The organism is Herbidospora yilanensis (assembly GCF_001570565.1).
GTDB classification, from domain to species: Bacteria; Actinomycetota; Actinomycetes; order Streptosporangiales; family Streptosporangiaceae; genus Herbidospora; species Herbidospora yilanensis.
Genome location: NZ_BBXE01000014.1, coordinates 28,091 through 49,945, shown reverse-complemented (window position 1 = coordinate 49,945; position 21,855 = coordinate 28,091). Strand labels below are relative to the sequence as shown.

16 protein-coding genes are annotated in these 21,855 nt (G+C 70.6%); 6 read left to right on the top strand and 10 right to left on the bottom strand.

Annotated elements, in window-relative coordinates; all coding sequences use genetic code 11:
- Nucleotides 1-35 precede the first annotated feature (35 nt).
- A complete protein-coding gene (locus AW273_RS04620) occupies nt 36-1,457 on the top strand; it encodes an MFS transporter (RefSeq protein ID WP_062345545.1) in 1,422 nt (473 codons plus the stop codon).
- Here AW273_RS04620 and AW273_RS04615 read toward each other — a convergent pair.
- The 6 genes from AW273_RS04615 to AW273_RS04590 form a co-directional block, all read right to left on the bottom strand.
- Complete coding sequence (locus AW273_RS04615) at nt 1,405-2,625, bottom strand: ROK family transcriptional regulator (RefSeq protein ID WP_083949507.1); 1,221 nt, start codon at nt 2,623-2,625, stop codon at nt 1,405-1,407. The genes AW273_RS04620 and AW273_RS04615 overlap by 53 nt on opposite strands.
- A 43-nt stretch (nt 2,626-2,668) precedes the next feature.
- On the bottom strand, nt 2,669-3,922 hold the full coding sequence (locus AW273_RS04610; protein WP_062345543.1) for a sugar ABC transporter permease: 1,254 nt from the start codon (nt 3,920-3,922) through the stop codon (nt 2,669-2,671).
- Complete coding sequence (locus AW273_RS04605; RefSeq protein WP_062345540.1) at nt 3,919-4,695, bottom strand: ATP-binding cassette domain-containing protein; 777 nt, start codon at nt 4,693-4,695, stop codon at nt 3,919-3,921. Before AW273_RS04605 ends, AW273_RS04610 begins: the two co-directional genes overlap by 4 nt.
- 85 nt (nt 4,696-4,780) lie before the next feature.
- Nucleotides 4,781-5,908 (bottom strand): sugar ABC transporter substrate-binding protein, encoded by a 1,128-nt coding sequence (locus AW273_RS04600; protein ID WP_062345538.1) that lies wholly within the window; start codon nt 5,906-5,908, stop codon nt 4,781-4,783.
- A 1,110-nt stretch (nt 5,909-7,018) separates the two neighbouring features.
- Nucleotides 7,019-9,757: an aconitate hydratase AcnA gene (gene acnA, locus AW273_RS04595; RefSeq protein WP_062345536.1), complete on the bottom strand. Its 2,739-nt coding sequence runs from the start codon at nt 9,755-9,757 to the stop codon at nt 7,019-7,021.
- Nucleotides 9,758-9,900: 143 nt separating this feature from the next.
- Nucleotides 9,901-10,620, bottom strand: coding sequence for a metal-dependent hydrolase (locus tag AW273_RS04590; RefSeq protein ID WP_062345534.1), 720 nt, complete (start codon nt 10,618-10,620; stop codon nt 9,901-9,903).
- 366 nt (nt 10,621-10,986) lie between these two features.
- On the opposite strand from AW273_RS04590, the gene AW273_RS04585 reads away from it, so the two are divergent.
- The 4 genes from AW273_RS04585 to AW273_RS04570 all read left to right on the top strand — a co-directional run bounded on the left by AW273_RS04585 (nt 10,987) and on the right by AW273_RS04570 (nt 14,145).
- Nucleotides 10,987-11,709, top strand: coding sequence for a PadR family transcriptional regulator (locus AW273_RS04585; RefSeq protein ID WP_062345532.1), 723 nt, complete (start codon nt 10,987-10,989; stop codon nt 11,707-11,709).
- A gap of 9 nt (nt 11,710-11,718) precedes the next feature.
- Nucleotides 11,719-12,204, top strand: coding sequence for a DUF1707 SHOCT-like domain-containing protein (locus AW273_RS04580; RefSeq protein ID WP_062345530.1), 486 nt, complete (start codon nt 11,719-11,721; stop codon nt 12,202-12,204).
- A gap of 24 nt (nt 12,205-12,228) precedes the next feature.
- Entirely contained in the window at nt 12,229-13,308 is a 1,080-nt protein-coding gene (locus AW273_RS04575; protein WP_062345528.1) for a HesA/MoeB/ThiF family protein, read from the top strand.
- A 228-nt stretch (nt 13,309-13,536) separates the two neighbouring features.
- Complete coding sequence (locus AW273_RS04570; protein WP_062345525.1) at nt 13,537-14,145, top strand: DUF6879 family protein; 609 nt, start codon at nt 13,537-13,539, stop codon at nt 14,143-14,145.
- Here the strand turns inward: AW273_RS04570 and AW273_RS04565 are convergent.
- From AW273_RS04565 to AW273_RS04550, 4 genes are all read right to left on the bottom strand, one after another.
- A complete protein-coding gene (locus tag AW273_RS04565; protein WP_062345523.1) occupies nt 14,099-15,508 on the bottom strand; it encodes a sugar porter family MFS transporter in 1,410 nt (469 codons plus the stop codon). The genes AW273_RS04570 and AW273_RS04565 overlap by 47 nt on opposite strands.
- Nucleotides 15,509-15,791: 283 nt before the next feature.
- Nucleotides 15,792-18,245, bottom strand: coding sequence for a polynucleotide kinase-phosphatase (locus AW273_RS04560; protein ID WP_062345521.1), 2,454 nt, complete (start codon nt 18,243-18,245; stop codon nt 15,792-15,794).
- Nucleotides 18,242-19,627 (bottom strand): 3' terminal RNA ribose 2'-O-methyltransferase Hen1, encoded by a 1,386-nt coding sequence (locus AW273_RS04555; RefSeq protein ID WP_062345519.1) that lies wholly within the window; start codon nt 19,625-19,627, stop codon nt 18,242-18,244. Before AW273_RS04555 ends, AW273_RS04560 begins: the two co-directional genes overlap by 4 nt.
- Before the next feature lie 201 nt (nt 19,628-19,828).
- On the bottom strand, nt 19,829-20,740 hold the full coding sequence (locus tag AW273_RS04550) for an LLM class F420-dependent oxidoreductase (protein WP_062345517.1): 912 nt from the start codon (nt 20,738-20,740) through the stop codon (nt 19,829-19,831).
- A gap of 79 nt (nt 20,741-20,819) precedes the next feature.
- Between AW273_RS04550 and AW273_RS04545 the strand changes: the two genes are divergently transcribed.
- A complete protein-coding gene (locus tag AW273_RS04545) occupies nt 20,820-21,791 on the top strand; it encodes a glycoside hydrolase family 18 protein (RefSeq protein ID WP_157555567.1) in 972 nt (323 codons plus the stop codon).
- The last annotated feature ends 64 nt before the right edge of the window (nt 21,792-21,855 follow it).

Below are 21,855 nucleotides of genomic sequence, written 5' to 3'. Positions count from 1 at the left end.
CGGTCGTTTCCGTTCCCCCCGAACAGGAGACGACCATGTCCCGTTGGCTCGCCTTGGCGGTCCTGTCGACCGCCATGCTGATGACCATCCTCGACGGCAGCATCGTGACCGTGGCGCTGCCCGCCATCCAGCACGACCTCGGCTTCGGCTCGGCCGCCCTGAGCTGGACGGTCAACGCCTACCTGATCCCCTTCGGCGGCCTGCTGCTGCTGTCCGGGCGGCTCGGCGACCTGATCGGCCGCAAACGCGTGTTCCTCGCCGGGAACGCCGTCTTCGTCGCGGCCTCGCTGCTGGCCGGGCTGGCCGGCACCCCCGAAATGCTGGTCGCCGCCCGGTTCCTGCAGGGCGTGGGCAGCGCGCTGGCCTCGTCGGTCGTGCTGGGCATCCTGGTGACGCTCTTCACCGACCCCGCCGAACGGGCGAAGGCGATCGGGGTGTTCAGCTTCACCGGCGCGGCCGGCGCCTCGATCGGGCAGGTGCTCGGCGGCGTGCTCACCGACACCCTCGACTGGCACTGGATCTTCTTCATCAACGTGCCGATCGGGCTGGCCACGATCCTGCTCGCGATCAGGGCGCTGCCCGCCGAACGCGGCGCGGGCCGGTCCGCCGGGGCCGACGTCGCCGGAGCGGCGCTGGTCACCGCCGGGCTGATGCTGGGCGTCTACACCGTGGTCGGGATCGAAGGACACGGCGCCGGGCAGACCCTCGCCTACGGCGGGTTGTCGGTCGCGCTGCTGGCCGGCTTCTTCGTCCGCCAGGCGACCGCGCGCACCCCGCTGATGCCGCTGCGCGTGTTCCGGTCGAGGAACGTGTCGGGCGCGAACGCGGTGCAGATCCTGGCGCTGTCGGCCATGTTCTCCTTCCAGGTCCTGGTCGCCCTCTACATGCAGCGGGTCCTCGGGTACGGCGCTCTCGCGACGGGCCTGGCCATGCTGCCCGCCGCCGTGGCCATCGGCGGGGTGTCGCTGTTCGTCTCGGCCCGGCTCAACAACCGGTACGGGACCCGCGCGGTGCTGCTCACGGGCCTGGTGCTGCTGGTGGCCGCGATGGGCTGGCTGACCCGCGTGCCCGTGGAGGCCGTCTACGTCACCGACCTGCTGCCGGTGATGCTGCTGATCGCCGGGGGCGGGCTGGTGCTGCCCGCCCTGACGAACCTCGGCATGTCGGACGCCCGCGACGACGACGCCGGGCTGGCCTCGGGCCTGTTCAACACCACCCAGCAGATCGGCATGGCCCTCGGCGTGGCGGTGGCGTCGACCCTGGCGGCGGGCCGCACCGAGAGCCTGCTGGGTGAGGGCGCGCCGGGGGCGGTCGCGCTGACCGAGGGCTACCGGCTGGCGTTCACCGTGTCGGCGGGGCTGCTCGCGGTCGCCTTCGTGGTGGCTCTCGTGGTGCTGCGCCCGGCTACCCGCTCATCCGCGCGAGCACCTCAAGAGGGTCGGCGAGTACCTTCGTGAAGGCCAGCTCGGCGGCCCCGACCAGCGTCGCGTCGTCGCCGAGCTCCGAGGTGCGCAGCCGCAGCGCCTCCCGCAGCGCGGGGTGGGTGGCCAGGTTGAGGCGGCTGCGGACCTGCGCGGCCGAGCCGAGATAGATCTCGCGCAGGGTGCCGCCGAAGATGACGACCTCGGGGTTGAAGACGTTCACCAGGTTGGCGACGCCGATGCCGAGCCAGTCGCCCACCCGGTGGAGCGCGTCCTGAGCGATTATGTCGCCGCGGTCGGCCGCCTCGACGACCGCGTGGATGCCGTCGCGGCCCCGGCCCGCCGCCAGGCGGTGGACGCCGGAGCTGCCGGCGTGTTCGAGCAGCGCCCGCTCCCCCACTTCGGCCTCCAGGCAGCCGTGGGAGCCGCAGCCGCAGGCCCGGCCGCCGGGGTTGACCACCATGTGGCCGACCTCGCCGCCGTAGCCGGCCGCGCCGCCGAGCAACTGGCCGTTGACCACGATGCCGCCGCCGATGCCGACGTCGCCGTGCAGGTAGACGAGGTCGCGGCAGCCCGTCCCGGTGCCCCGGGTGTGCTCGGCGAGCGCGCCCAGGTTGGCGTCGTTGCCGACGGTCACCGGCAGGCCCATCGCCAGGCGCTTGGACAACTCCTCGCCGAACGGGCCGTCTTCCATCTCCAGGTTGGGGCTGAAGCGGACCAGGCCGTCGGCCTTGCGGACCGCGCCGCAGAACGCCGCCGCCGCGCCGACGCAGACGGTGTCGGCCCTGGTCTTGCGGTGCATCTGGCGGGCGAACCCGGCCAGCGTGGCGACCGACTCGTTCAGGTCGAAGGCGCCGCGGGGGCGCACCGCCCAGCGGCGGTCGAGGATGACCCCGCCCAGCCCGACCCGGGCGGCGACCAGCCGGTCGACGCCCACGTCGAAGGCGAGGACGTAGACCCGCGAGGACTCGGGCCGGACCACCAGCGAGGGGCGGCCGGCCCGGCCGGTCTCCTTCGGCAGTTCCTCGCGTACCAGACCGGCCGCGGTGAGGTCGGCCGTCAGCGCCATGATGGTGCTGCGGTTCAGCCCCATGCGGCTGGTCAGTTCGGCCCGCGAGGTCGGGCCGCCGAGGTGGACGTGGCGCAGGAGGGTGCCGAGGTTGTGACGGCGGATCTCCTCCTGAGAGGGACCTGCGCGCAACATGCGTCCTGCCTCTGGTGCCGGGGGGTCGTCGTTCGCGCCCACCCTATCGGCGGCCGGATGCCGACGCCCGCTTGCGGGAGAGGGCGTCCACACCCGCCGCGAGCAGCAGCACCGCGCCGGTGACCACGTATTTCACGCTGGAGCTGTAGCCCATCAGGCCCATGCCGTTGATGACGACCGCGACGACCGCGCCACCGAGGACGGCATCGAGGGCCCGGCCCTTGCCGCCGAACAACGACGTGCCGCCGATGACCGCGGCGCCGACCGCGAACAGCAGCACGTTGCTGCCGCCCGTGTTGGGGTCGACGGAGTTGGCCCGCGAGGCCGCGATGATGCCGCCGACGGACGCCATGAAGGAGCAGATGACGAACGCGGAGATCTTGATCCGGTCGACGTTGATGCCGGCCCGGCGGGCCGCCTCGGCGTTGCCGCCGACGGCGTAGATGTGCCGGCCGAAACGGGTGCGGCGCAACACGAACGTCCAGACCAGCAGCAGCACCAGGATGATCGGCACCACGACCGGCACGCCCGTCAGGGAGATGACGCCCGGGTTGCGGCTGCGCTCCAGGTTCAGCACGTACACCGCGAAGCCCGACGCGACGGCGAGGGCGCCGACGCGGACGGCGATCAGCGACAGCGGGTCGGCGACCAGGCCCCGGGCCGCCCTGCGGCGGTTGTTGAGGAGCTGGAGACCGGCGTAGGCGAGCACACCGACGACCACGAGCGCCCAGCCGAGCCACGGGTACATGTTCTCGTTGGCGATGGCCAGGATGACCGAGTCGCGGATCGAGATGTTGGTGCCCTCGTCGAGCAGGATCAGCACGACGCCCTGGAAGGCCAGGAACGCCGCCAGCGTCACGACGAACGACGGGATGCCGAGCTTGGCCACCAGCCAGCCGATGATCAGGCCGATCACGACGCCGACCAGCATCGCGGCCAGCACGGCGGCGTACCAGGGCCAGCCCTCGTTGGTGAGCAGCACGCCGAGGAAGGCCGCGCAGACGCCGGAGGCGAAGCCCGCCGACAGGTCGATCTCGCCCAGCAGCAGGACGAACACCAGGCCCATCGCGATGACGGTGACGCCCGCGCCCTGGGTGAACAGGTTGGCGAAGTTGACCGGCGACAGGAAGACCGGCGAGAGGATCGCGAAGACCGTGCACAGCACGATGAGCCCGATGACCGCCGGGAGGGCGCCGAGTTCACCTCCGCGCACCCGTTCCACGTAGTCGCGGACCTGCTGGTTCAGCCCGGCGGAGGTCGCGACGGCCTTCTCCTCCGGAGCGGTTGTGGTGGTCATGCGGTCGCTTCCTTGCCATTCTGCAGGCCGAGCTCCCCGCTGCGCCCGGCCGTGATGAGCTCCACGATCTGGGAGTGGGTGACGTCGGAGGTCTTCACCTGGGCGGCCATCCGGCCGAGGTACAACGCGGCGATCCGGTCGGAGACCGCGAAGACGTCGTTCATGTTGTGCGAGATGAGCACGACCGCCAGGCCCTTGTCGGCCAGGCGGCGGACCAGCTCCAGGACCTGCGCGGTCTGCGCGACGCCCAGAGCGGCGGTCGGTTCGTCGAGGATGACGACCTTGCTGTTCCACAGGACGGCCTTGGCGATCGCGACGGTCTGCCGCTGGCCGCCGGACAGGCTGGAGACGTGCTGGCGGAGGGACTTGACCGTCCGGACCGACAGGCCCACGAGGGTCTTGGCCGCCATCTCCTCCATCGTGTCCTCGTCGAGGACCAGGCCGCGCTTGCGCTCCCGGCCGAGGAACATGTTCTGGACGATGTCGAGGTTGTCGCAGAGCGCGAGGTCCTGGTAGACGATCTCGACGCCGAGCGCGGCCGCGTCGCGGGGGCCGCTGACGTGGACCTGCCTGCCCTCGAAGTAGTACTCGCCCGAGTCGAACGGGTGGATGCCCCCGATGCACTTGACGAGGGTGGACTTACCGGCGCCGTTGTCGCCGACAAGAGCGGTCACCTCTCCGGGGTACACCGAAAAGGCGACATCGTGGAGGACCTGCACGGGGCCGAAGCTCTTGTCGATTCCGCGCAGTTCCAGAACGGGTGCCGTGGACACGATGGGCTACTCCTGGTTCCAGAAAGGGGCACGGCCCACGCCCTGTGCCGGGGGGAGCGTGCGTGGGCCGTACCCGCGGAGCGACTTAGCTGATGCCGGCCTCGGTGCACAGGGCGGCGAAGTCGCCCGTGCAGAGCTCTTCCTTCGTGACGTAGCCGTCGGCGACGACGTCCTTCACGTTGTCCTTGTAGATGGCGACCGGGGTCAGCAGGACGGCCGGCACGTCGGCGCCGGTCTCGCTGTCCTTGACGGTGCCGGTGGCGGCGGGCTTCTCACCCTTGGCCAGCGCGATGGCGAGCTGCGCGGTGGCGTCGGCCTCCTGCTTGACGGCCTTGTAGACGGTCATGCACTGGTCGCCGGCGAGGATGTTCTGCAGGCCCTGCGCGGTGGCGTCCTGGCCGGTGACCGGGACCTTGCCGTTGAGGTTGTTCTTCTTCAGCACCGCGATGGCGGCGTTGCCGAGGCCGTCGTTCGCGGCGAGCACGCCGGCGATCTTCGGCTCCTTGGTGAGCTGCTGCTCGAAGAGGGTGCCGGCCTGGGCGTTGTCCCAGTCGGGAACCGAGTCCTCGGGGCCCTTGACGTAGTCGCCCGAGTCGAACTTCGGCTTGAGCACGCCGTCGTAACCCTCCTTGAAGAGGGTGGCGTTGTTGTCGGTCGGCGAGCCGTTCAGGTAGGAGATGATCGGCTTCTCGGCCTTGGCGTCGTCGAGGCACTTCGACAGGCCCTCGCCCTGGAGCTTGCCCACGGCGGTGTTGTCGAAGGAGACGTAGTAGTCGGCGTTGCCGCCGAGGGTGAGGCGGTCGTAGTCGATGGTGGCGATGCCCTGGGCCTTCGCCTTGTCGAGGACGGCCTTGCCGGTGCCCGAGTCGAGGTTGACGATCGCGAGCACGGTCACGCCGCCGGTGATCATCTGGTCGGCGATGGTCTGGAACTGGGTCTTGTCACCCTGGGCGTTCTGGATGTCGTAGGCGACACCCGCGGCCTTGAACGCCTCTTCGAGGTACTTGCGGTCGGCGGTCTCCCACCGGGCGGAGGACTTGCTGTCGGGGAGGATGACGCCGATCTTGCCAGCCGGGGCGGCGGCGGACGTCGCGGGGGCGGCGCCGGTCGTCTCGGGAGCTGCGCCGGTGCCCTCGTCACCCCCGCCACACGCGGTGAGACCGAGGGAAAGGGCCGCGAAGGCGGCGCCGATGCTGAGGATCCCCTTGCGCATGATGCGTGGGTCCTTTCTGGCCGGGGGTCTATCGGGGGGTGTGACTCACCTAATGGGTGAATGTTGTTTGAGACAACGTAAGCCCAAGGGAACTTGGGGGAAAGACACGGGACGGTAACGTTTGTTGCCCGGGGTAACAATGAAGAAACGTACCCGCAAAGAACCCGGCCACCCCACCAAGGCCGGGTAAAAACCACGCAGCCGCCCAGGTCACAGACCTGAGCGGCCCCCGGTGAACCGGTGACGCCCGGCGGCGGCACCCCGAACCCGACGGCGCGCCCCCTCCGGCGGGAAGCCGGTGCGCATCACGACCAGCCGCGTGTCGATGACCCGGACCCCGCGCGTCGGAGCCGGCCGCCAGGCGGGGGCGGCCGTGCGGCTTGAGCCGGTCGCCGAGCTTGGTGGACGTGATCATGACCGCACGATGACCGGCGGCACCCCCCGGCGTCATGGCCACCGCGACGAGTTCCGGCCCCGCCGAACCCGCCTGCCGCGGGCGGACACTTACCGAGGCTTCGGATTTACCGAACAAGACGGCACTCGCCGATATTTGGGTACGAGCCATTCATATCTGCGACAACCCACCGAATGCATGCGGGAATGGGGTGTGCATGCTCGGTCATTTCGGCCGATGGCTACCGTAGGTGACGGACCTCTGGTGGGATCGACCAGAGCCGCCGGTAGAGCCCCCCAACCTTCGGCGAGCGGAGTAGCGGAGAGTTACCTGGCACAGGGAATCCATGCGGTCCGCTCCGCACCGAAGGTTCGGCGAGCGGCGAAACAAAGCCGACCGGATCGTTTCGGCAGGCCACGGAAGAAGGGCGTCAGAGCGGCGATTTCAGGACGGCCGGTGCTCATCTCCGCACAATTCGGAGAGGGGCGAAAAGAATTCGACCGCTATTCGCGACGGCCGGCGGCGCATACGATCCCGTGGGGCCCGTGTTCGCCGGAGCTCCCCGGCGTCGCGGCGCGAGGCGGGAGCGGGTGGCCGGCGCCCCGGGCGGCGCGGAGCGGGGGCGGCGGTAGGGGCCGGGCGGGCGGAGCCGTAACGGAATGGAAGCCCGGAAGCCGCCCGGATCGCGTCCGGGCGGCTTCCGGGGTGAGACGTGGTTACTTCGCGAGGAGGGAGCGCAGGACGTACTGCATGATGCCCCCGTGGCGGTAGTAGTCGGCCTCGCCGGGCGTGTCGATGCGGACGATCGCCTCGAACTGCTTGTCGCCCGCGCGGACGGTCACGGTCGCCGGGGTGTGGCCCTGGTTGAGCTCCTCGACGCCGGTGATCTCGAAGGTCTCCTCGCCCGTCAGGCCGAGCGACGCGGCGGTCTCGCCCTCGGGGTACTGGAGCGGGAGCACGCCCATGCCGATGAGGTTGGAGCGGTGGATGCGCTCGTAGGACTCGGCGATGACCGCGCGCACGCCCAGGAGCGCGGTGCCCTTGGCCGCCCAGTCGCGCGAGGAGCCGGAGCCGTACTCCTTGCCCGCCAGGACGACGAGCGGGGTGCCGGCGGCCTGGTAGTTGACCGAGGCGTCGTAGATGAACGACTGCGGGCCGCCCTCTTGGGTGAAGTCGCGGGTGTAGCCGCCCTCGACGCCGTTGAGCAGCAGGTTCTTCAGCCGGATGTTGGCGAAGGTGCCGCGGATCATGACCTCGTGGTTGCCGCGGCGGGAGCCGTAGCTGTTGAAGTCCTTGACCTCGACGCCGTTCTCCTTCAGGTAGTCGGCGGCGGGGGTGCCGACCTTGATCGAACCGGCGGGCGAGATGTGGTCGGTGGTGACCGAGTCGCCCAGCACCGCCAGCACGCGGGCGCCGGTGATGTCGGTGACCGGCTCCGGCTTGGCGGGCATGCCCTCGAAGTAGGGGGCCTTGCGCACGTAGGTCGAGGCCGGGTCCCACTCGAAGGTGTCACCGGTCGGGATCGGCAGCGACTGCCAGTGCTCGTCGCCCTTGAAGACGTCGGCGTAGTCGCGCAGGAACATGTCCTGGCCGATCGACTCGGCGACGACCCGCGAGACCTCTTCGGGCTCGGGCCAGATGTCCTTCAGGAAGACCGGCTGACCGTCGGCGCCGGTGCCGAGCGGCTCGTTGTTCAGGTCGAGGTCCATGGTGCCCGCGAGCGCGTAGGCGACCACCAGCGGCGGCGAGGCCAGGTAGTTCATCTTCACGTCGGGGTTGATGCGGCCCTCGAAGTTGCGGTTGCCCGACAACACGGCCGTGACGGCGAGGTCGTTGGCCTGGATCGCGGCCGAGATCTCCTCGGGCAGCGGGCCCGAGTTGCCGATGCAGGTGGTGCAGCCGTAGCCGACCAGGTTGAAGCCGATCTTGTCGAGGTAGGGCTGGAGGCCCGACCGCTCGAAGTAGCCGGTGACGACCTGGGAACCGGGCGCGAGCGAGGTCTTGACCCACGGCTTGCGAGTCAGCCCCTTCTCGACGGCGTTGCGGGCGAGCAGCGCCGCGCCGAGCATCACGTAGGGGTTGGAGGTGTTGGTGCACGAGGTGATCGCGGCGATGGTGACGACGCCGTGATCGATCTCGAAGCTGGTGCCGTCGGCCAGGGTGACCGGCACCGCCTTGTGGGGGCGGGGGGCGCCGGCGCGGGCGTTGGAGGCGGGCGCGTCGGAGGCCGGGAACGACTCCTCGACGGCCTCGTCGACGCCGTCGCCGTCGAAGTCGGTGACGTAGTTGCGCACGTCGCGGCGCCAGATCTCCTTCGACTCGCTCAGCGAGATGCGGTCTTGCGGGCGCTTGGGCCCGGCGATCGACGGCACCACGGTGGACAGGTCGAGCTCGATGTATTCGGAGAACGCGGGCTCGGCGTGGGGGTCGAGCCAGAGGCCCTGCTCCTTGGCGTAGGCCTCGACGAGGGCGGTCTGCTCCTCGCTGCGGCCGGTCAGGGTCAGGTAGTTGATCGTCTCCTGGTCGATCGGGAAGATCGCGCAGGTGGAGCCGAACTCGGGGCTCATGTTGCCGATCGTGGCCCGGTTGGCCAGCGGCACCGACGAGACGCCCTCGCCGTAGAACTCGACGAACTTGCCGACCACGCCGTGCTTGCGCAGCATCTCGGTGATGACGAGCACCAGGTCGGTGGCGGTGGCGCCGGCCGGGAGCTTGCCGGTGAGCTTGAAGCCGACCACACGCGGGATGAGCATCGAGATCGGCTGGCCGAGCATCGCGGCCTCGGCCTCGATGCCGCCGACGCCCCAGCCCAGCACGCCGATGCCGTTCTCCATCGTGGTGTGGGAGTCGGTGCCGACGCAGGTGTCGGGGTAGGCCTTGCCGTCGCGGATCATGACCACGCGGGCGAGGTGCTCGATGTTGACCTGGTGGACGATGCCGGTGCCCGGGGGCACGACCTTGAACTCGTCGAACGCGGTCTGGCCCCAGCGCAGGAACTGGTAGCGCTCGTGGTTGCGCTCGTACTCCTTCTCGACGTTGCGCTGGAAGGAGTCGGGGCCGCCGAAGAAGTCGACGATGACCGAGTGGTCGATGACCATCTCGGCGGGGGCCAGCGGGTTGATGCGGGCCGGGTCGCCGCCGAGGTCGCGCACGGCCTCGCGCATGGTGGCCAGGTCGACCACGCAGGGCACGCCGGTGAAGTCCTGCATGATCACGCGGGCCGGGGTGAACTGGATCTCCACGCTCGGCGCGGCCGACGGGTCCCACTGACCGAGGGCGTTGATGTGGGCCTCGGTGATGTTCGCGCCGTCTTCGGTGCGCAGCAGGTTCTCCAGCAGGATCTTCAGGCTGTACGGGAGGCGCGCCGACCCTTCGACCCTGTCCAGCCGGTAGATCTCGTACGACGCGTCACCCACGCGCAGTGTGTCACGGGCGCCGAAGCTGTTCGCGGACACGAAGTCTCGCCTCCCCAAAGGTTCTCTGTTGACAACTCGCCCGGCCATCCTCCCGTACGCACGGGAGGGGTTGATCGGTCAGGCTCGCCTAACCTTGGGCGAATATCTCTTGATGTCAAGATATCGCATTCCGCCGCGGGATCTCACATCGGCATGAGCCGCAGGAACAGCAGCGCGAACACGGCGACCGACAACGTCGGCGCGAGGATCTTGGTCTCGAACTTCTGCCCGGTCTTCAGCCCCCAGTCCCACGGCAGCAGCCACTTGTGCTTGAGCGGCCAGAGCACCGGGCACCCCCGCTCGGTCAGGCAGTCGCCGAGAACGTGGACGAAGCAGCCGATCCCGATCGCGAACCCCAGCCAGGCGTAGGTCACCCCCAGCCCCCAGAACGCCGCGAATATGCCCCCGGTCAGCACGATGTTGACCACCGCCGAAGCGATCTTGTTCCCCGGCACGCCGATGCCGACCGCGCGTAACGCCAGCCCGATCGACAACACGACGAGGATGTCCTGCCCCACGGTGAACCGCTCGGCCAGCAGGTGGGCCCCCACCCCCATGAGGATCGCGAACAGCAGCGAGTGGGTCGCCTTGCGATGCCCCCCGCTGACGAAGTTCACCCCCTTGCTGAGGAGCCACGTGACCGGCCCGAAGGTCTGCGCGATCGTGGCGCTGGGGTGATCGAGGTCGGGCAGCATGGCCGCCCCGGCGCAGATGATCGCCCCGGCGATCAACTCGGCCGGGGACATCGCGGTGGCGAACGCCAGCGACGGCTGGAAGTCGAGCACCGAGGGAAGCGCGGAGAGCCCGGGCGCGATGCCCAGCCAGACGATCGCCCCGGTCAGCGCGTGGGAGTGGCCCATCATGTCGAGATCACGACACGGCAGCGTACGGCAAAGGACCGACAAAAAGCGGGCGACACGGCCCGCCTACGCCCGGCCGTGACCAACGGGCACATGTGGGCGAACCACTTGGACGGCCCGCGTGCGCGGCCGGACCCCCGGATCCGGATCCGCCCGGAAATACAAGACGGGATCGCTCCGCTCCAAGAGCACCCCCCAGCCCTCTCAGCGCGGAACAATCCCGTCTCTGCCCAATGTAACGGAGCGGTCTCAGCACCTGTTCCCCGACATCCCATCTTTTTTCGTGACTTGGGTCACTTCAGGGTTTTTCTCGCATTCGACATGTTCTCGATATATCGTTGAGGCATCGCGTAACACTCTGGAGGAAACATGACCAACACCCACGCCGCGGGTGGCCCCTGGGCCCACCCGCACGAGTTCCACCGGGAGATCCGCAACCTCAAGGCCGCGCTCAAGGAGAACCTGCGCGGCTTCGCCGCCACCTGGGAGACCGGGGGCGGCGGCCCGCACGACCACCGTCATCGAGGCCACCGCGGCCGGGGCGGCCCCTGGGGCGGCGGGCCGGGGTTCGGCCCCGGCGGGCCCTTCGGCCCGGGCTTCCCGTTCGGGCCGCGCGGCTTCGGCCGGGGGCGCAAGGCCAAGCGCGGCGACGTCCGGGCCGCCATCCTGGCCCTGCTGTCGGAGGAGCCGCGCAACGGCTACCAGATCATCCAGGAGATCGCCGAGCGGTCGCAGGGCGGCTGGAAGCCCAGCCCCGGCGCCGTCTACCCGGCGCTCCAGCAGCTCACCGACGAGGGGCTGGTGCGCGCGGAGGAGGCAGACGGCCGCAAGACCTTCACCCTCACCGACGCCGGCCGCGCCTACGTGGCCGAGCACCAGGACGAGGTCCGCGCCCCGTGGGAGGAGATGACTCCCGACATCGGAGACAACGTCCACGAATTGTTTGATTTGTCGCGTCAGGCAGCGTCCGCTTTGTTCCAGATCGCGCAGACTGGGAGTGAGAGCCAGGTGCGTCAGGCCAAGAAGATCCTGGCCGAGACCCGGCGCAAGCTCTACCAGGTCCTGGCCGACGGCGACACCGACGAGGAGTAGTGACCCGTCATGACCGCTGACCGTGTTCCGCCCGGCGTTCCGCCCGCCGCGATGCGAATCGGCGACAAGGAGCGCGACGAGGTGACCGCCTTCCTGCACGACGCGTTCGCGCAGGGGCGGCTCACCCGCGAGGAGCTCGACGAGCGCCTCGACGTCACGCTCGCCGCCAAGACCGCCGGCGACCTGGGGGTGGTCCTGGCCGACCTGCCCGGCGGGCAGGGCCTCGGCGCGCCTCCGGTCCCCCAGATGCGCACGCCCCCCGGGATCGACATGGGCAACTGGGGATACCACCTCGCCCGTCCCCCCTACGCCCGCGTCCGGCGCGGGCCGGGGATCGGGCCGTTCGTGCCCTTGATCGTCGGGGCGTTGATCGCGATGATCCTTGTGGGTGGCGTGTTCACGGTGTTCAAGGTCCTGTTCTTCCTGTGGATCATCTCGCTGGTCGTGGGGGCGGCCACGCGGCACGGGCGCCGTACACCCACGCGGTACAGATAAGGCGTCGCACGGGGGAGATCGAGATTGCGGTTCCCGCGGGTCAAAGCGGAGCACCGCCCGTTCCGCACCACCGGGGGGACCGTCCGCATCGGCGGCGAGATCTACGGGCTCGCCGCCGAGATCGACGATCCGGAGGGCTGGGTCTGGGCGGCCCTGTCGCTGCTCGACGGGCGGCGCGCGCCCGAGGCGGTGGCCGCGCGGCTGATCGTGATGTTCCCCGAGCTCAGTCCCGGCGAGGCGCGCGGCGTCGTCGACGACCTGGTCGGCTCCGGCTACCTGGAGGAGGCCACCGCTCCCCCGCCGCGTGGGCTCACCCCGCGTGAGGTCGACCGCTACAGCCGCAACCAGGCCTTCTTCCGGGGCGTCGACCTGGTGCCCGGCCACAGCGCGTGGGAGACCCAGCTCGCCCTGAAACGGGCGCGTGTCGTCGTGGTGGGGCTCGGCGGCACCGGCAGTCACGCCGCCTGGGCGCTGGCCGCGACCGGCGTCGGGCGGCTCCACTGCGTCGACCCCGACCTGGTCGAGCTCTCCAACCTGAACCGGCAACTGCTCTACACCGAGGCCGACGTCGGCCGGCCCAAGGCCGACCTGGCCCGCGACCGGCTGGGCGAGGCCAACAGCGACATCGTGGTCACCTCGGCCCGCCACCGCGTCACCGGCGAGGCCGACCTGCGATCACTGGTCGACGGCTACGACGCCCTCGCCCTCTGCGCCGACGAGCCCAGGGGCGAGGGCATCCGCGTCTGGGCCAGCCGGGCCTGCGCGGCGGCCCGGGTGCCGTGGGCGGGCGGCGGCTACAACGGGCCGCTCGTCACCGTCGGCGTCTTCGACCCGCCCAAGGGCGCCTGCTACGAGTGCGTCGCCGCGGCCGAGCAGGCCCACCGGCCCGACGGCGGGGTGCCCGATCTCGGCGGCCCCGGCGTGACCGGCACGTCGGCCGGGATCTCCGGCCATCTCGTCGCGCAGGCGATCATCTCCCTGGTCACCGGGGTGCCCGAGGTGGCGCCGGGCTACGTCCACGGGATCAATCTGCTCTCGCCCGACCACCACGTCTACGCCCGCCACGCCGCCCGCGCGGGCTGCCCGACGTGCTTTGGGCCTTGACGGCTCCGAGGGCCGCTTTACGATCACCTCGTGTCGGGGAACCGGGACGGAAGGTAACGGGATGAAACAGTCGCAAAACGACGCCACGCCCAGTACGCCCGTCAGACGGCAGATCACCATTCGCCGCCTGGAGCGTAACGAAACAGCCATTTGCAGCAACTCGTACGGGAACTGACCACCACTTCGGGCCGGCGAGTGGCGCGGATCGCCGGACCGCCAGGAGGATGTGTGCGGGAGATCGTGCAAGGCGCACCCGGGGTCACGCTCGACCGGCAGGCGTACACGACCGAGTTCTACGGCCTCTACCGCGAGATGGAAGGAGTGCTCTGGAAGCTGGAGCGGGCCCAGCACTTTCACGAGCCCTACAGCCCGAGCTGGGTGGCCTGGTCCGAGGGAGACTGGGACCGGGCGATGGAACTGATCGAGGAGTCGGCCGGGGAGATCGCCGCCGACGTGCCCGATTCGGTGGAGCTGCGGCGGTTGCGGATCGCCGAACGGCCGCTGACGGCGTACCTGCGATGGGAGCTTCAGGTGCTGAAGGCCCGGGCCAGGGCGGGCGAACGCACCCGCGTGCTCGACGCCGGAGCGGTGCGGCACCTGGAGCGGGCGGGGCCGCTCCCGGAGATCCTTATCCTGTCCCGCGACCTCATGTACGAGGTCCGCTACGACGACGTCGGCGCCCATCTGGGCGGGCGGCGGATCGTCGAGCGGGAGGTGATCGCGGCCTGCCTGGCGGAGCTGGAGACCCTCTACGACCAGGCCGACGCCCTCGACCCGTGGCTGACGGAGGCTACCCCATCTCCTCCAGTCTTCGGCCCTTCGTCTCCTTCACGATGAAGACCACGAAGAGGTACGACAACGCGGCGAACACGGCGTAGAACAGGTAGGTGAGCGCCAGGTTCCAGGTGGCCAGCGGCGGGAACGTCACGGTGATCACCCAGTTGGCCAGCCACTGCGCCGCCGCCGCGACCGACAGCGCCGCCGCCCTGATCCGGCCGGGGAACATCTCGCCCAGCAGCACCCACACGATGACCCCCCACGACAACGCGAAGAACAACACGAACGCGTTGGCCGCGATCAGGGCGGCGGCGCCCTGCGTGGCGGGGAGCTGCACGATCCCGTCGACGGTGCGGCTGTAGCTGAACGACCACGACGCCACCGCCAGCGCGATCGCCATGCCGGCCGAGCCGACCAGCAGCAGCGGGCGGCGGCCGACCTGGTCGACCAGGGCCATGGCGATGAACGTGCCGACGATGTTGATGATCGAACTGGAGAAGCTGATCAGCAGCGAGTCCGACTGGGTGATGCCGACCGACTGCCAGAGCACCGTCGAGTAGTAGAAGATCACGTTGATGCCGACGAACTGCTGGAAGACCGACAGGAGGACGCCGACCCAGACGACCGGCAGCAGCCCGAAGCGGGGTCCGCGCAGGTCGGCGAGGCGGGGAGGCCGCCGGGTGCGCAGCACGCTCCTGATCTCGGTCACCCGGTCGTCGAGGTCGACGTGGTCGCCCTCGATCTCGCGCAGCACCTCGCGGGCCTGCCCTTCGCGCCCGGCCGCGACCAGGTAGCGGGGCGATTCGGGGATGACGCTGGCGAAGACGAGGAAGATCAGGGCGGGCACCAGGCAGGCGCCGAGCATCCACTGCCAGGCCTCCAGGGGGCCGAGGTGGTTGTTGACCTCTCCCCCGGCCCACAGGTTGATCGTGAAGTTCACCAACTGGGAGACGGCGATGCCGAGCACGATCGCGAGCTGCTGGAACGACCCGAGCCGCCCCCGGTAGGCGGGCGGGGCGACCTCGGCGATGTAGGCGGGCCCGAGGACCGAGGCCATGCCGATCGCGGCGCCGGCGAGGACACGCCAGAAGGCCAGATCCCAGATCGCGAACGGCAGCGCCTGCCCGATCGAGCTGACGGCGAAGATGACCGCGGCCAGGCGCATGGTCTTGGTGCGCCCCCAGCGGTCGGCGAGGCTGCCGGCGAACCAGGCCCCGACGGCCGAGCCGAGCAGTGCGATGGCCACCACCACGCCGATGGTGACCGGGCCCACGTTGAAATAGCGCTGGATGCCGACCACGGCGCCGTTGATCACCGCGCTGTCGTAGCCGAACAGGAAACCGCCGATGGCACCGGCCGCCGCGATGAACGTGACGTAGCCGAGACGCTCCTGCCGTTGCGCGGCTACCGGTGGACCCCCCATGCAGCCTACCTGCCCCACAATTACGGCAAGTAGCGCAATGGCTACACTAAGGGGCCATTACCGGATTCGTACTCTGCTTTTCAGGCACACAGTGCAGTGCTGCACCACGACATTGCCGATGCGCTCGGTGTCCTGCCAGTCATGACGCAGATGGAACCATGGCCTTCTGGGTTGGCGTTCATTCATGAGTGATCGCAAGTTCACGCTCTGTCGTCTGCCCCGATGTTAGGGCCTCCTAGAGGACCCCGGGGGTGACGAACGTGTCGCTCCCGTGAAGCCCCGATCACAACCGGGGATCGACCGGCTCACACTCCAGGGCGAGCACGGAGAAGACCGCCTCGTGGACGCGGTGGAACGGCTCGCCGGCCGCCAGTCGCGAGAGCGCCTCGATCCCCAGGCTATGCTCGCGCAGCGCCAGCGACCGCTTCCGGCCGAGAAAACGCCGGCGCAGCTCGTCGAGCGATTCCAGGTAGTCGGGGCCGTAGATGATGCGCAGGTACTCGGGCCCGCGCACCTTGATCCCCGGCTGCACCCGGCCGCCGGGGTGGGCGACCGGCTTGACCACCATGCCCTCGCCGCCCGCGTCGGTGAGCGCCGTCCACCAGTCGACCGCCGCCTGGCGCCGGTCCTCCTTCTCCAGGTCCACGTACGTGTGCCGGGTCGCGCGCACCAGCGGATGCGTGACGGCGGCCAGCCGGTCGAGGTGCCAGTCGTGCGGCCGGGTCACCGCGGTGGCGCCCTCGGCGCAGGCGAGGATCTGGAAGGGCGCGAAGCGCAGCCCGGAAACACCGGAAACGGGCTCGCAGTAACGGGCATACGCCTCGCGGAACCGGGCAGCGTTGCTCTCGCGGCGCCGGGCGCGGTCCAGTACCGGTCCCACATCCAGGCCACGCCCGGCCGCCGCCTCCAGCGCCGTCACCACCACGGGCAGCGCGGCCCCGGCGGCGGCGCCGACCGAGGCGTACTGGCTGCGGATGAGCTCGCCGGCCTTGGCCGACCAGGGCAGCAGCTCGCCGTCGAGCACCACCCACGGGGAGTCCTCCAGCAGCGGCGCGAAGGCCTCGCGGAGCCCGGCCACGAACTCCTCCTGGAGGTCGCCGAAGAAGGGGCGGCCGGTCCTGGTGAAGATCGTGCCGGTGCCCTCGACGCCGAACTTCGCCTGGGCGTCCGCCGGCGTGCGGGCCAGCACGACGATCGCCCGCGAGCCCATGTGCTTCTCCTCGCACACCACCCGGGTGACCCCGGCGGCGGCGAACTCGGCGAAGGCCTCGTCGGGGTGTTCGAGGTAGCCGTCCTTCTTCGAGGTCTCCGGCGGGGCCATCGTGGGCGGCAGGTAGACCAGCCAGCGCGGGTCGACCGCGAACCGGCTCATGATCTCCAGGGCGGCGGTGGCGTTCTCCTCCCTGATCTTGACCGTGCCGGTCGAGGTCTCGACGTAGCGGTCGCCGGTGACGTCGCGGATGTCCAGCACGTCGGGCTCGCGGCCCCGCGAGGCGAGCGGGCGGGCCGGTTCGTACCAGACCCGCTCGGCCGGGACCGAGACGAGTTCCCTCTCCGGGTAGCGCAGCGCGGTGAGCCGGCCGCCGAAGACGGCGCCGGTGTCGAGACAGATGGTGTTGTTGACCCATTCGGCGTGGGTGGTCGGGGTGTGGCCGTAGACGACCATGGCCCGGCCCCGGTACTCCTCGGCCCACGGGTAGCGGACCGGCAGGCCGTACTCGTCGGTCTCGCCGGTGGTGTCGCCGTAGAGCGCGAACGACCGCACCCGGCCCGAGGCCCGGCCGTGGTAGGCCTCCTTGAGACCGGCGTGCGCGACCACGAGCCGGCCGCCGTCGAGGACGTAGTGGCTGATCAGGCCCTCCATGAAGGCCTTGGCCCGGCCGGTGAACACGTCGTCTTCGCGGGCGAACTGCTCCAGCGACGTCTCCAGGCCGTGGGCGACCCGCACCTTGCGGCCGTTGAGGGCGCGTACCAGCTTCTGCTCGTGGTTGCCCGAGACGCACAACGCGGTGCCGCGCTCGACCATGCCCATGACCCGGCGCAGCACCCCCGGGCTGTCGGGCCCCCGGTCGACGAGGTCGCCGACGAACACGGCCGTCCGGCCGCCGGGGTGCACGCCGTCCTGGTAGCCGAGGGTGGCGAGCAGGGTCTCCAGCTCCGAGGCGCAGCCGTGCACGTCGCCGATGACGTCGAACGGCCCGGTCAGTTCCCTCTTGTCGGTCCACGCCTTCTCGTAGCCGATCACGGCGTCGTCGATCTCGCCGCCGCGCAGCACGTGGACGCGGCGGAACCCGTCGCGGGAGATCTTCGACAGCGACTTCCGCAGGTCGTTCCGCTGCCTGCGGATGACGTGGGAGCCGAAGTCGCGGTCGGGCCGGGAGGCGTTCCGGGCGACCGCCACCTCCTCGGGCACGTCGAGCACGATCGCGTCGCACAACACGTCGTGACTTCTGGCCAGGGCGACCAGCGCCTCCCGGGCCTTCCACTGGACGTTGGTCGCGTCGACCACGGTCAGCAGCCCGCGCCGCAGCCGCACGCCGACGATGTGGTGCAGCAGGTCGAACGCCTCCGGCGTGGCGGCCTGGTCGTTCTCGTCGTCGGAGACCAGCCCGCGGCAGTGGTCGGAGGAGACGATCTGGGTGGGCTTGAAGTGCTTGCGCGCGAAGGTGGACTTGCCGCTGCCGGACACCCCGACCAGCACGACCAGCGACAGCGCGGGGACACGGATCTCGGTCATGCCGAACCCTCCTTCACGAAGACGGCCATCTGGGTGGGCGAGCCGACGTCGGGGTCGTCGTCGCCGACGGGGCGGTGTTCGACCTGGTAGCCGTACCGTTCGGCGACGCTCCCGGCCCATTCGCGGAACTCGGCGCGGGTCCACTCGAAGCGGTGGTCGGGGTGGCGCAGGCCGGTCAGGTTCGCGTAGCGCGGGTTGTATTCGGCGTTGGGCGTGGTGACCAGCACGTACGTGGGCTTGGCGGCGCCGAAGACGACCCGCTCCATGGCCGGGAGCCGGGGCGGGTCGAGGTGCTCGACGACCTCCATCAGCACGGCGGCGTCATATCCGGCGAACCGGGCGTCGGTGTAGGTGACCGAGCCCTGGAAGAGGTCCACCCGCTCGCGGGTCCGGCTCCCCATGCGGTCGAGTTTGAGCCGCCGCGCCGCGATCATGAGCGTGTGGGCGGAGACGTCCACTCCAGTGATCTTCGGTACGCCCTGGTCGAGCAGGGCCGAGATCAGTTGTCCCGACCCGCAGCCGAGATCGATGACGCTCCGCGCCTGGAGTTCGGCGAGGGTCTCCACCACGGCGTCCCGGCGGAGGGTGTTGAGGGGGATGCGCACCTCCTCCTCGGCCGGCGGTTCCAGCGTCTCCTCCTCGTCGTCGCCCACCTCGGCCAGCCGGGCGAAGGCGGCCCTGGTCAGGGCGGTCCGGCGGTTGAGGTACCGGCGGGTGATGAGGGTGAGGTCGGGATGGGCGGCCAGCCAGCCCTCCCCCGCGCGGATCAGCTTGTCGACCTCGTCCTCGGCGATCCAGTAGTGCTTGGCGTCGTCGAGGACCGGCAGCAGGACGTAGAGGTGGTTGAGCGCGTCGGCGAGCCGGAGCTCGCCCTTCAGCGTGAGGGTGACGTAGCGGGAGTCGCCCCATTCGGGAAAGGCCGGGTCGAGCGGGATCGGGTCGGCCGTGACGTCCCAGCCCATGGGCTCGAACAGCCGCCGGGCCAGCGTCGGCCCGCCCCGGCACGGCAACGCCGGAAGCACGATCTCCAGCGGGATCGCCGACCGGGCCAGTTCCGGCCGGGCGTCGCACCGGCCCGACCTGGCCGTGCGGAACACCTCGGCCATGGCGGTCGACAGCAGCGACGACGCGGCGTAGGGCCGGTCGTTGACGTACTGGCCGAGGCTGAAGTCGGGGGTCGTCCTGCCGCGGGTGCGCGCGAGCCGTACCGGATCGACGTCGAGCAGCAGCGCCGCGGTGCACCTCTGGTCGGTGGCCTCGGGATAGAAGACGTGCGCGACCCCGAACGCCCGTGGGAACTCCTGCACTCGATCCGGATGCTTGTGCAGCAGGAAGCCGAGATCGGTCGCCGGTTCACGGGTGGTCGAGATGGTCATCAGCACAGGGAGAAGTGTGCCTTGCCGGAAATGCCGCGAGCGACCGGGTTTCCCGCACCGTCGTCCGTACGAATCGCCCTCGAATCAGAGGCCGGCCGGCCGGCGCGACCGAGGCGCGTCCCCCCGCCACCGCCCGCGGGAAATGGCCGGATGGGGCCGGGCGGCTGACGCCGCCCGAAATTCACGCGTCGCGGGTGGCTCGAAGGGTCAGACGTGGGGCATGACCTCGCGGGCGATCAGGTCGAGGTGGTCGAGGTCGGACAAATCCATGACCTGGAGGTAGACGCGCCCGGCGCCCAGTTCGCCGAATCTGCCGATCTTGTCGACGACCTCCTCCGGCGTGCCCGCGATCCCGTCCGACCGCAACTTCTCCGGGCTCTTCCCGATGGCGGCGGCGCGGCGGGCCACCTCCGCCTCGTCGGCACCGACGCAGACGGTCTGGGCCACCGAGTAGATCAGCGACCGGCCGGTCTCCGCACTGGCCTCCCGGACCCGGGCGAAGCCCGTGGCGACGTCGTCGAGGGAGCGGAAGGGGATGTTGTACTCGGCCGCGTAGGTGGCCGCCAGCCTGGGGGTGCGGGTGGCGCCGAAGCCGCCGATGATGATCGGCAGGGGCTTCTGCACCGGCTTCGGCAACGCCGGGGAGTCGGTGAGGCGGTAGTGCGTGCCGGCGTACGAGAACGGCTTCTCGGCCGCCCACAGGCCGGTGATGATCGCGAGCTGCTCCTCGAAGCGGTCGAAGCGCTCCTTCACCGGCGGGAACGGGATGCCGTAGGAGTGGTGCTCGGCGTCGTACCAGCCGGTGCCCAGGCCGAGCTCGATCCGGCCGCCGCTCATCTGGTCGGCCTGCGCGACGCTGATCGCCAGCGGCCCGGGGAGACGGAAGGTCGCGGGCGTGACGAGGGTGCCGAGCCGGATCGTCGTGGTCTCGCGGGCCAGCCCGGCGAGCGTCAGCCAGGCGTCGGTGGACCCCGGCCCGGGGTCGCCGCCGCCGATGGCCTGATAGTGGTCGGACCGGAAGAACGCGTCGAACCCCAGCCGCTCGGCCGCCCGCGCGACCGCGAGCAGGTCGTCGTAGGTCGCGCCCTCCTGGGGCTCGGTGAAGATCCTCAACTTCATTCGGCCATTATCGCCGTCCGGCCCTTGCTAGGGTCCCTTGCGGATAGTAGTCGTAGCGCGACGCTCGGTGGTGAATCAAATGGATTCCGCTCCTCGGCCCCGCCCCGTGGGCACCCCTCCGCGCGCCCTCGTCATGGCCGCGGCGACCGCCCTCGCCGGCGCCACGGCCGCCGCCCTGGTGCTGCTCCCCGCCGAGCCGCTGCCCGAATGGGCCGCGCCGGTCTCCCCGCCGGTGGCCGCCGCCCCCGCCGTCGCGGTGGCCCCCAAACCCGAACAGACCGTCCCCTACGTGACGTTCGTCGACGCGATCCGCGCCGAGGGCGGGGTCTCGCGGGCGCCGTCCTACCTGGTCGGCCACGTCAACGCCACCGGCTGCCTCCCCACGTGGAGCGGCCTGCCCGCCTCGGCGAAGAAACCCCTCGTCTCGACCCTCCACAAGACCGGCCGCCCCGTGGGCCTGTCGTTCGGCGGCCCCCGTGGCGCCGAACTGGCCGCGACCTGCGCCGGCCCCGCCCGGCTGCTGCGCGCCTACCGGTCGGTCCTGAAGGCCTACCGCCCCGAGCTGATCGACTTCGAGGTCACCGACTCGGCCGACCCCGCCACGACGGGCCGCCGCGCCGCCGCCATCCAGCGCCTCCAGGAGGAGGCCCGCCGGGTCGGCTCCGAACTGACGGTGACGATGACCCTCCCCGCGACCAGGGCGGGCCTGTCGATCGCCGACCGCGCGATGCTCAGGGCCACCCGCGCGGCGGGCGCCGAGATCGGCAGGGTGAACGTGCTGGTGCCGTTCAGCCCCGGCGCCCGCGACAACCTCCGCGCCCTCGCCGACGCCGCCCACGCCGCCAACCGCCAGCTCACCCGCCTGCTGAACCGCCCGGCCTGGCCCCACCTGGGCCTGACCCCGGTCCTGGCCAGCGCCGACGATTTGACGGTCGCCGACGCCAAGACCCTGGTCGCCTTCCAGACCAAGAACAGCCTGGGCGAACTGTCGATCAGAGGCGCGGCCCCGGCCGAGGCGGTCGCCCAGATCCTGACCGCCCCGCGTCAGTAGCCGAACGGCACCTCGATCGGCGTGCCCGGTCTCCGGCACGCCCCCTCGACCGCCGCCACCACCT

Excerpts from the sequence above, each read along its gene's own strand:
- AW273_RS04620 (WP_062345545.1), top strand. The coding sequence starts at position 36 with ATGTCCCGTTGGCTCGCCTTGGCGGTCCTGTCGACCGCCATGCTGATG.
- AW273_RS04615 (WP_083949507.1), bottom strand. The coding sequence starts at position 2,625 with ATGTTGCGCGCAGGTCCCTCTCAGGAGGAGATCCGCCGTCACAACCTC.
- AW273_RS04610 (WP_062345543.1), bottom strand. The coding sequence starts at position 3,922 with ATGACCACCACAACCGCTCCGGAGGAGAAGGCCGTCGCGACCTCCGCC.
- AW273_RS04600 (WP_062345538.1), bottom strand. The coding sequence starts at position 5,908 with ATGCGCAAGGGGATCCTCAGCATCGGCGCCGCCTTCGCGGCCCTTTCC.
- AW273_RS04590 (WP_062345534.1), bottom strand. The coding sequence starts at position 10,620 with ATGATGGGCCACTCCCACGCGCTGACCGGGGCGATCGTCTGGCTGGGC.
- AW273_RS04585 (WP_062345532.1), top strand. The coding sequence starts at position 10,987 with ATGACCAACACCCACGCCGCGGGTGGCCCCTGGGCCCACCCGCACGAG.
- AW273_RS04580 (WP_062345530.1), top strand. The coding sequence starts at position 11,719 with ATGACCGCTGACCGTGTTCCGCCCGGCGTTCCGCCCGCCGCGATGCGA.
- AW273_RS04565 (WP_062345523.1), bottom strand. The coding sequence starts at position 15,508 with ATGGGGGGTCCACCGGTAGCCGCGCAACGGCAGGAGCGTCTCGGCTAC.
- AW273_RS04560 (WP_062345521.1), bottom strand. The coding sequence starts at position 18,245 with ATGACCGAGATCCGTGTCCCCGCGCTGTCGCTGGTCGTGCTGGTCGGG.
- AW273_RS04550 (WP_062345517.1), bottom strand. The coding sequence starts at position 20,740 with ATGAAGTTGAGGATCTTCACCGAGCCCCAGGAGGGCGCGACCTACGAC.
- AW273_RS04545 (WP_157555567.1), top strand. The coding sequence starts at position 20,820 with ATGGATTCCGCTCCTCGGCCCCGCCCCGTGGGCACCCCTCCGCGCGCC.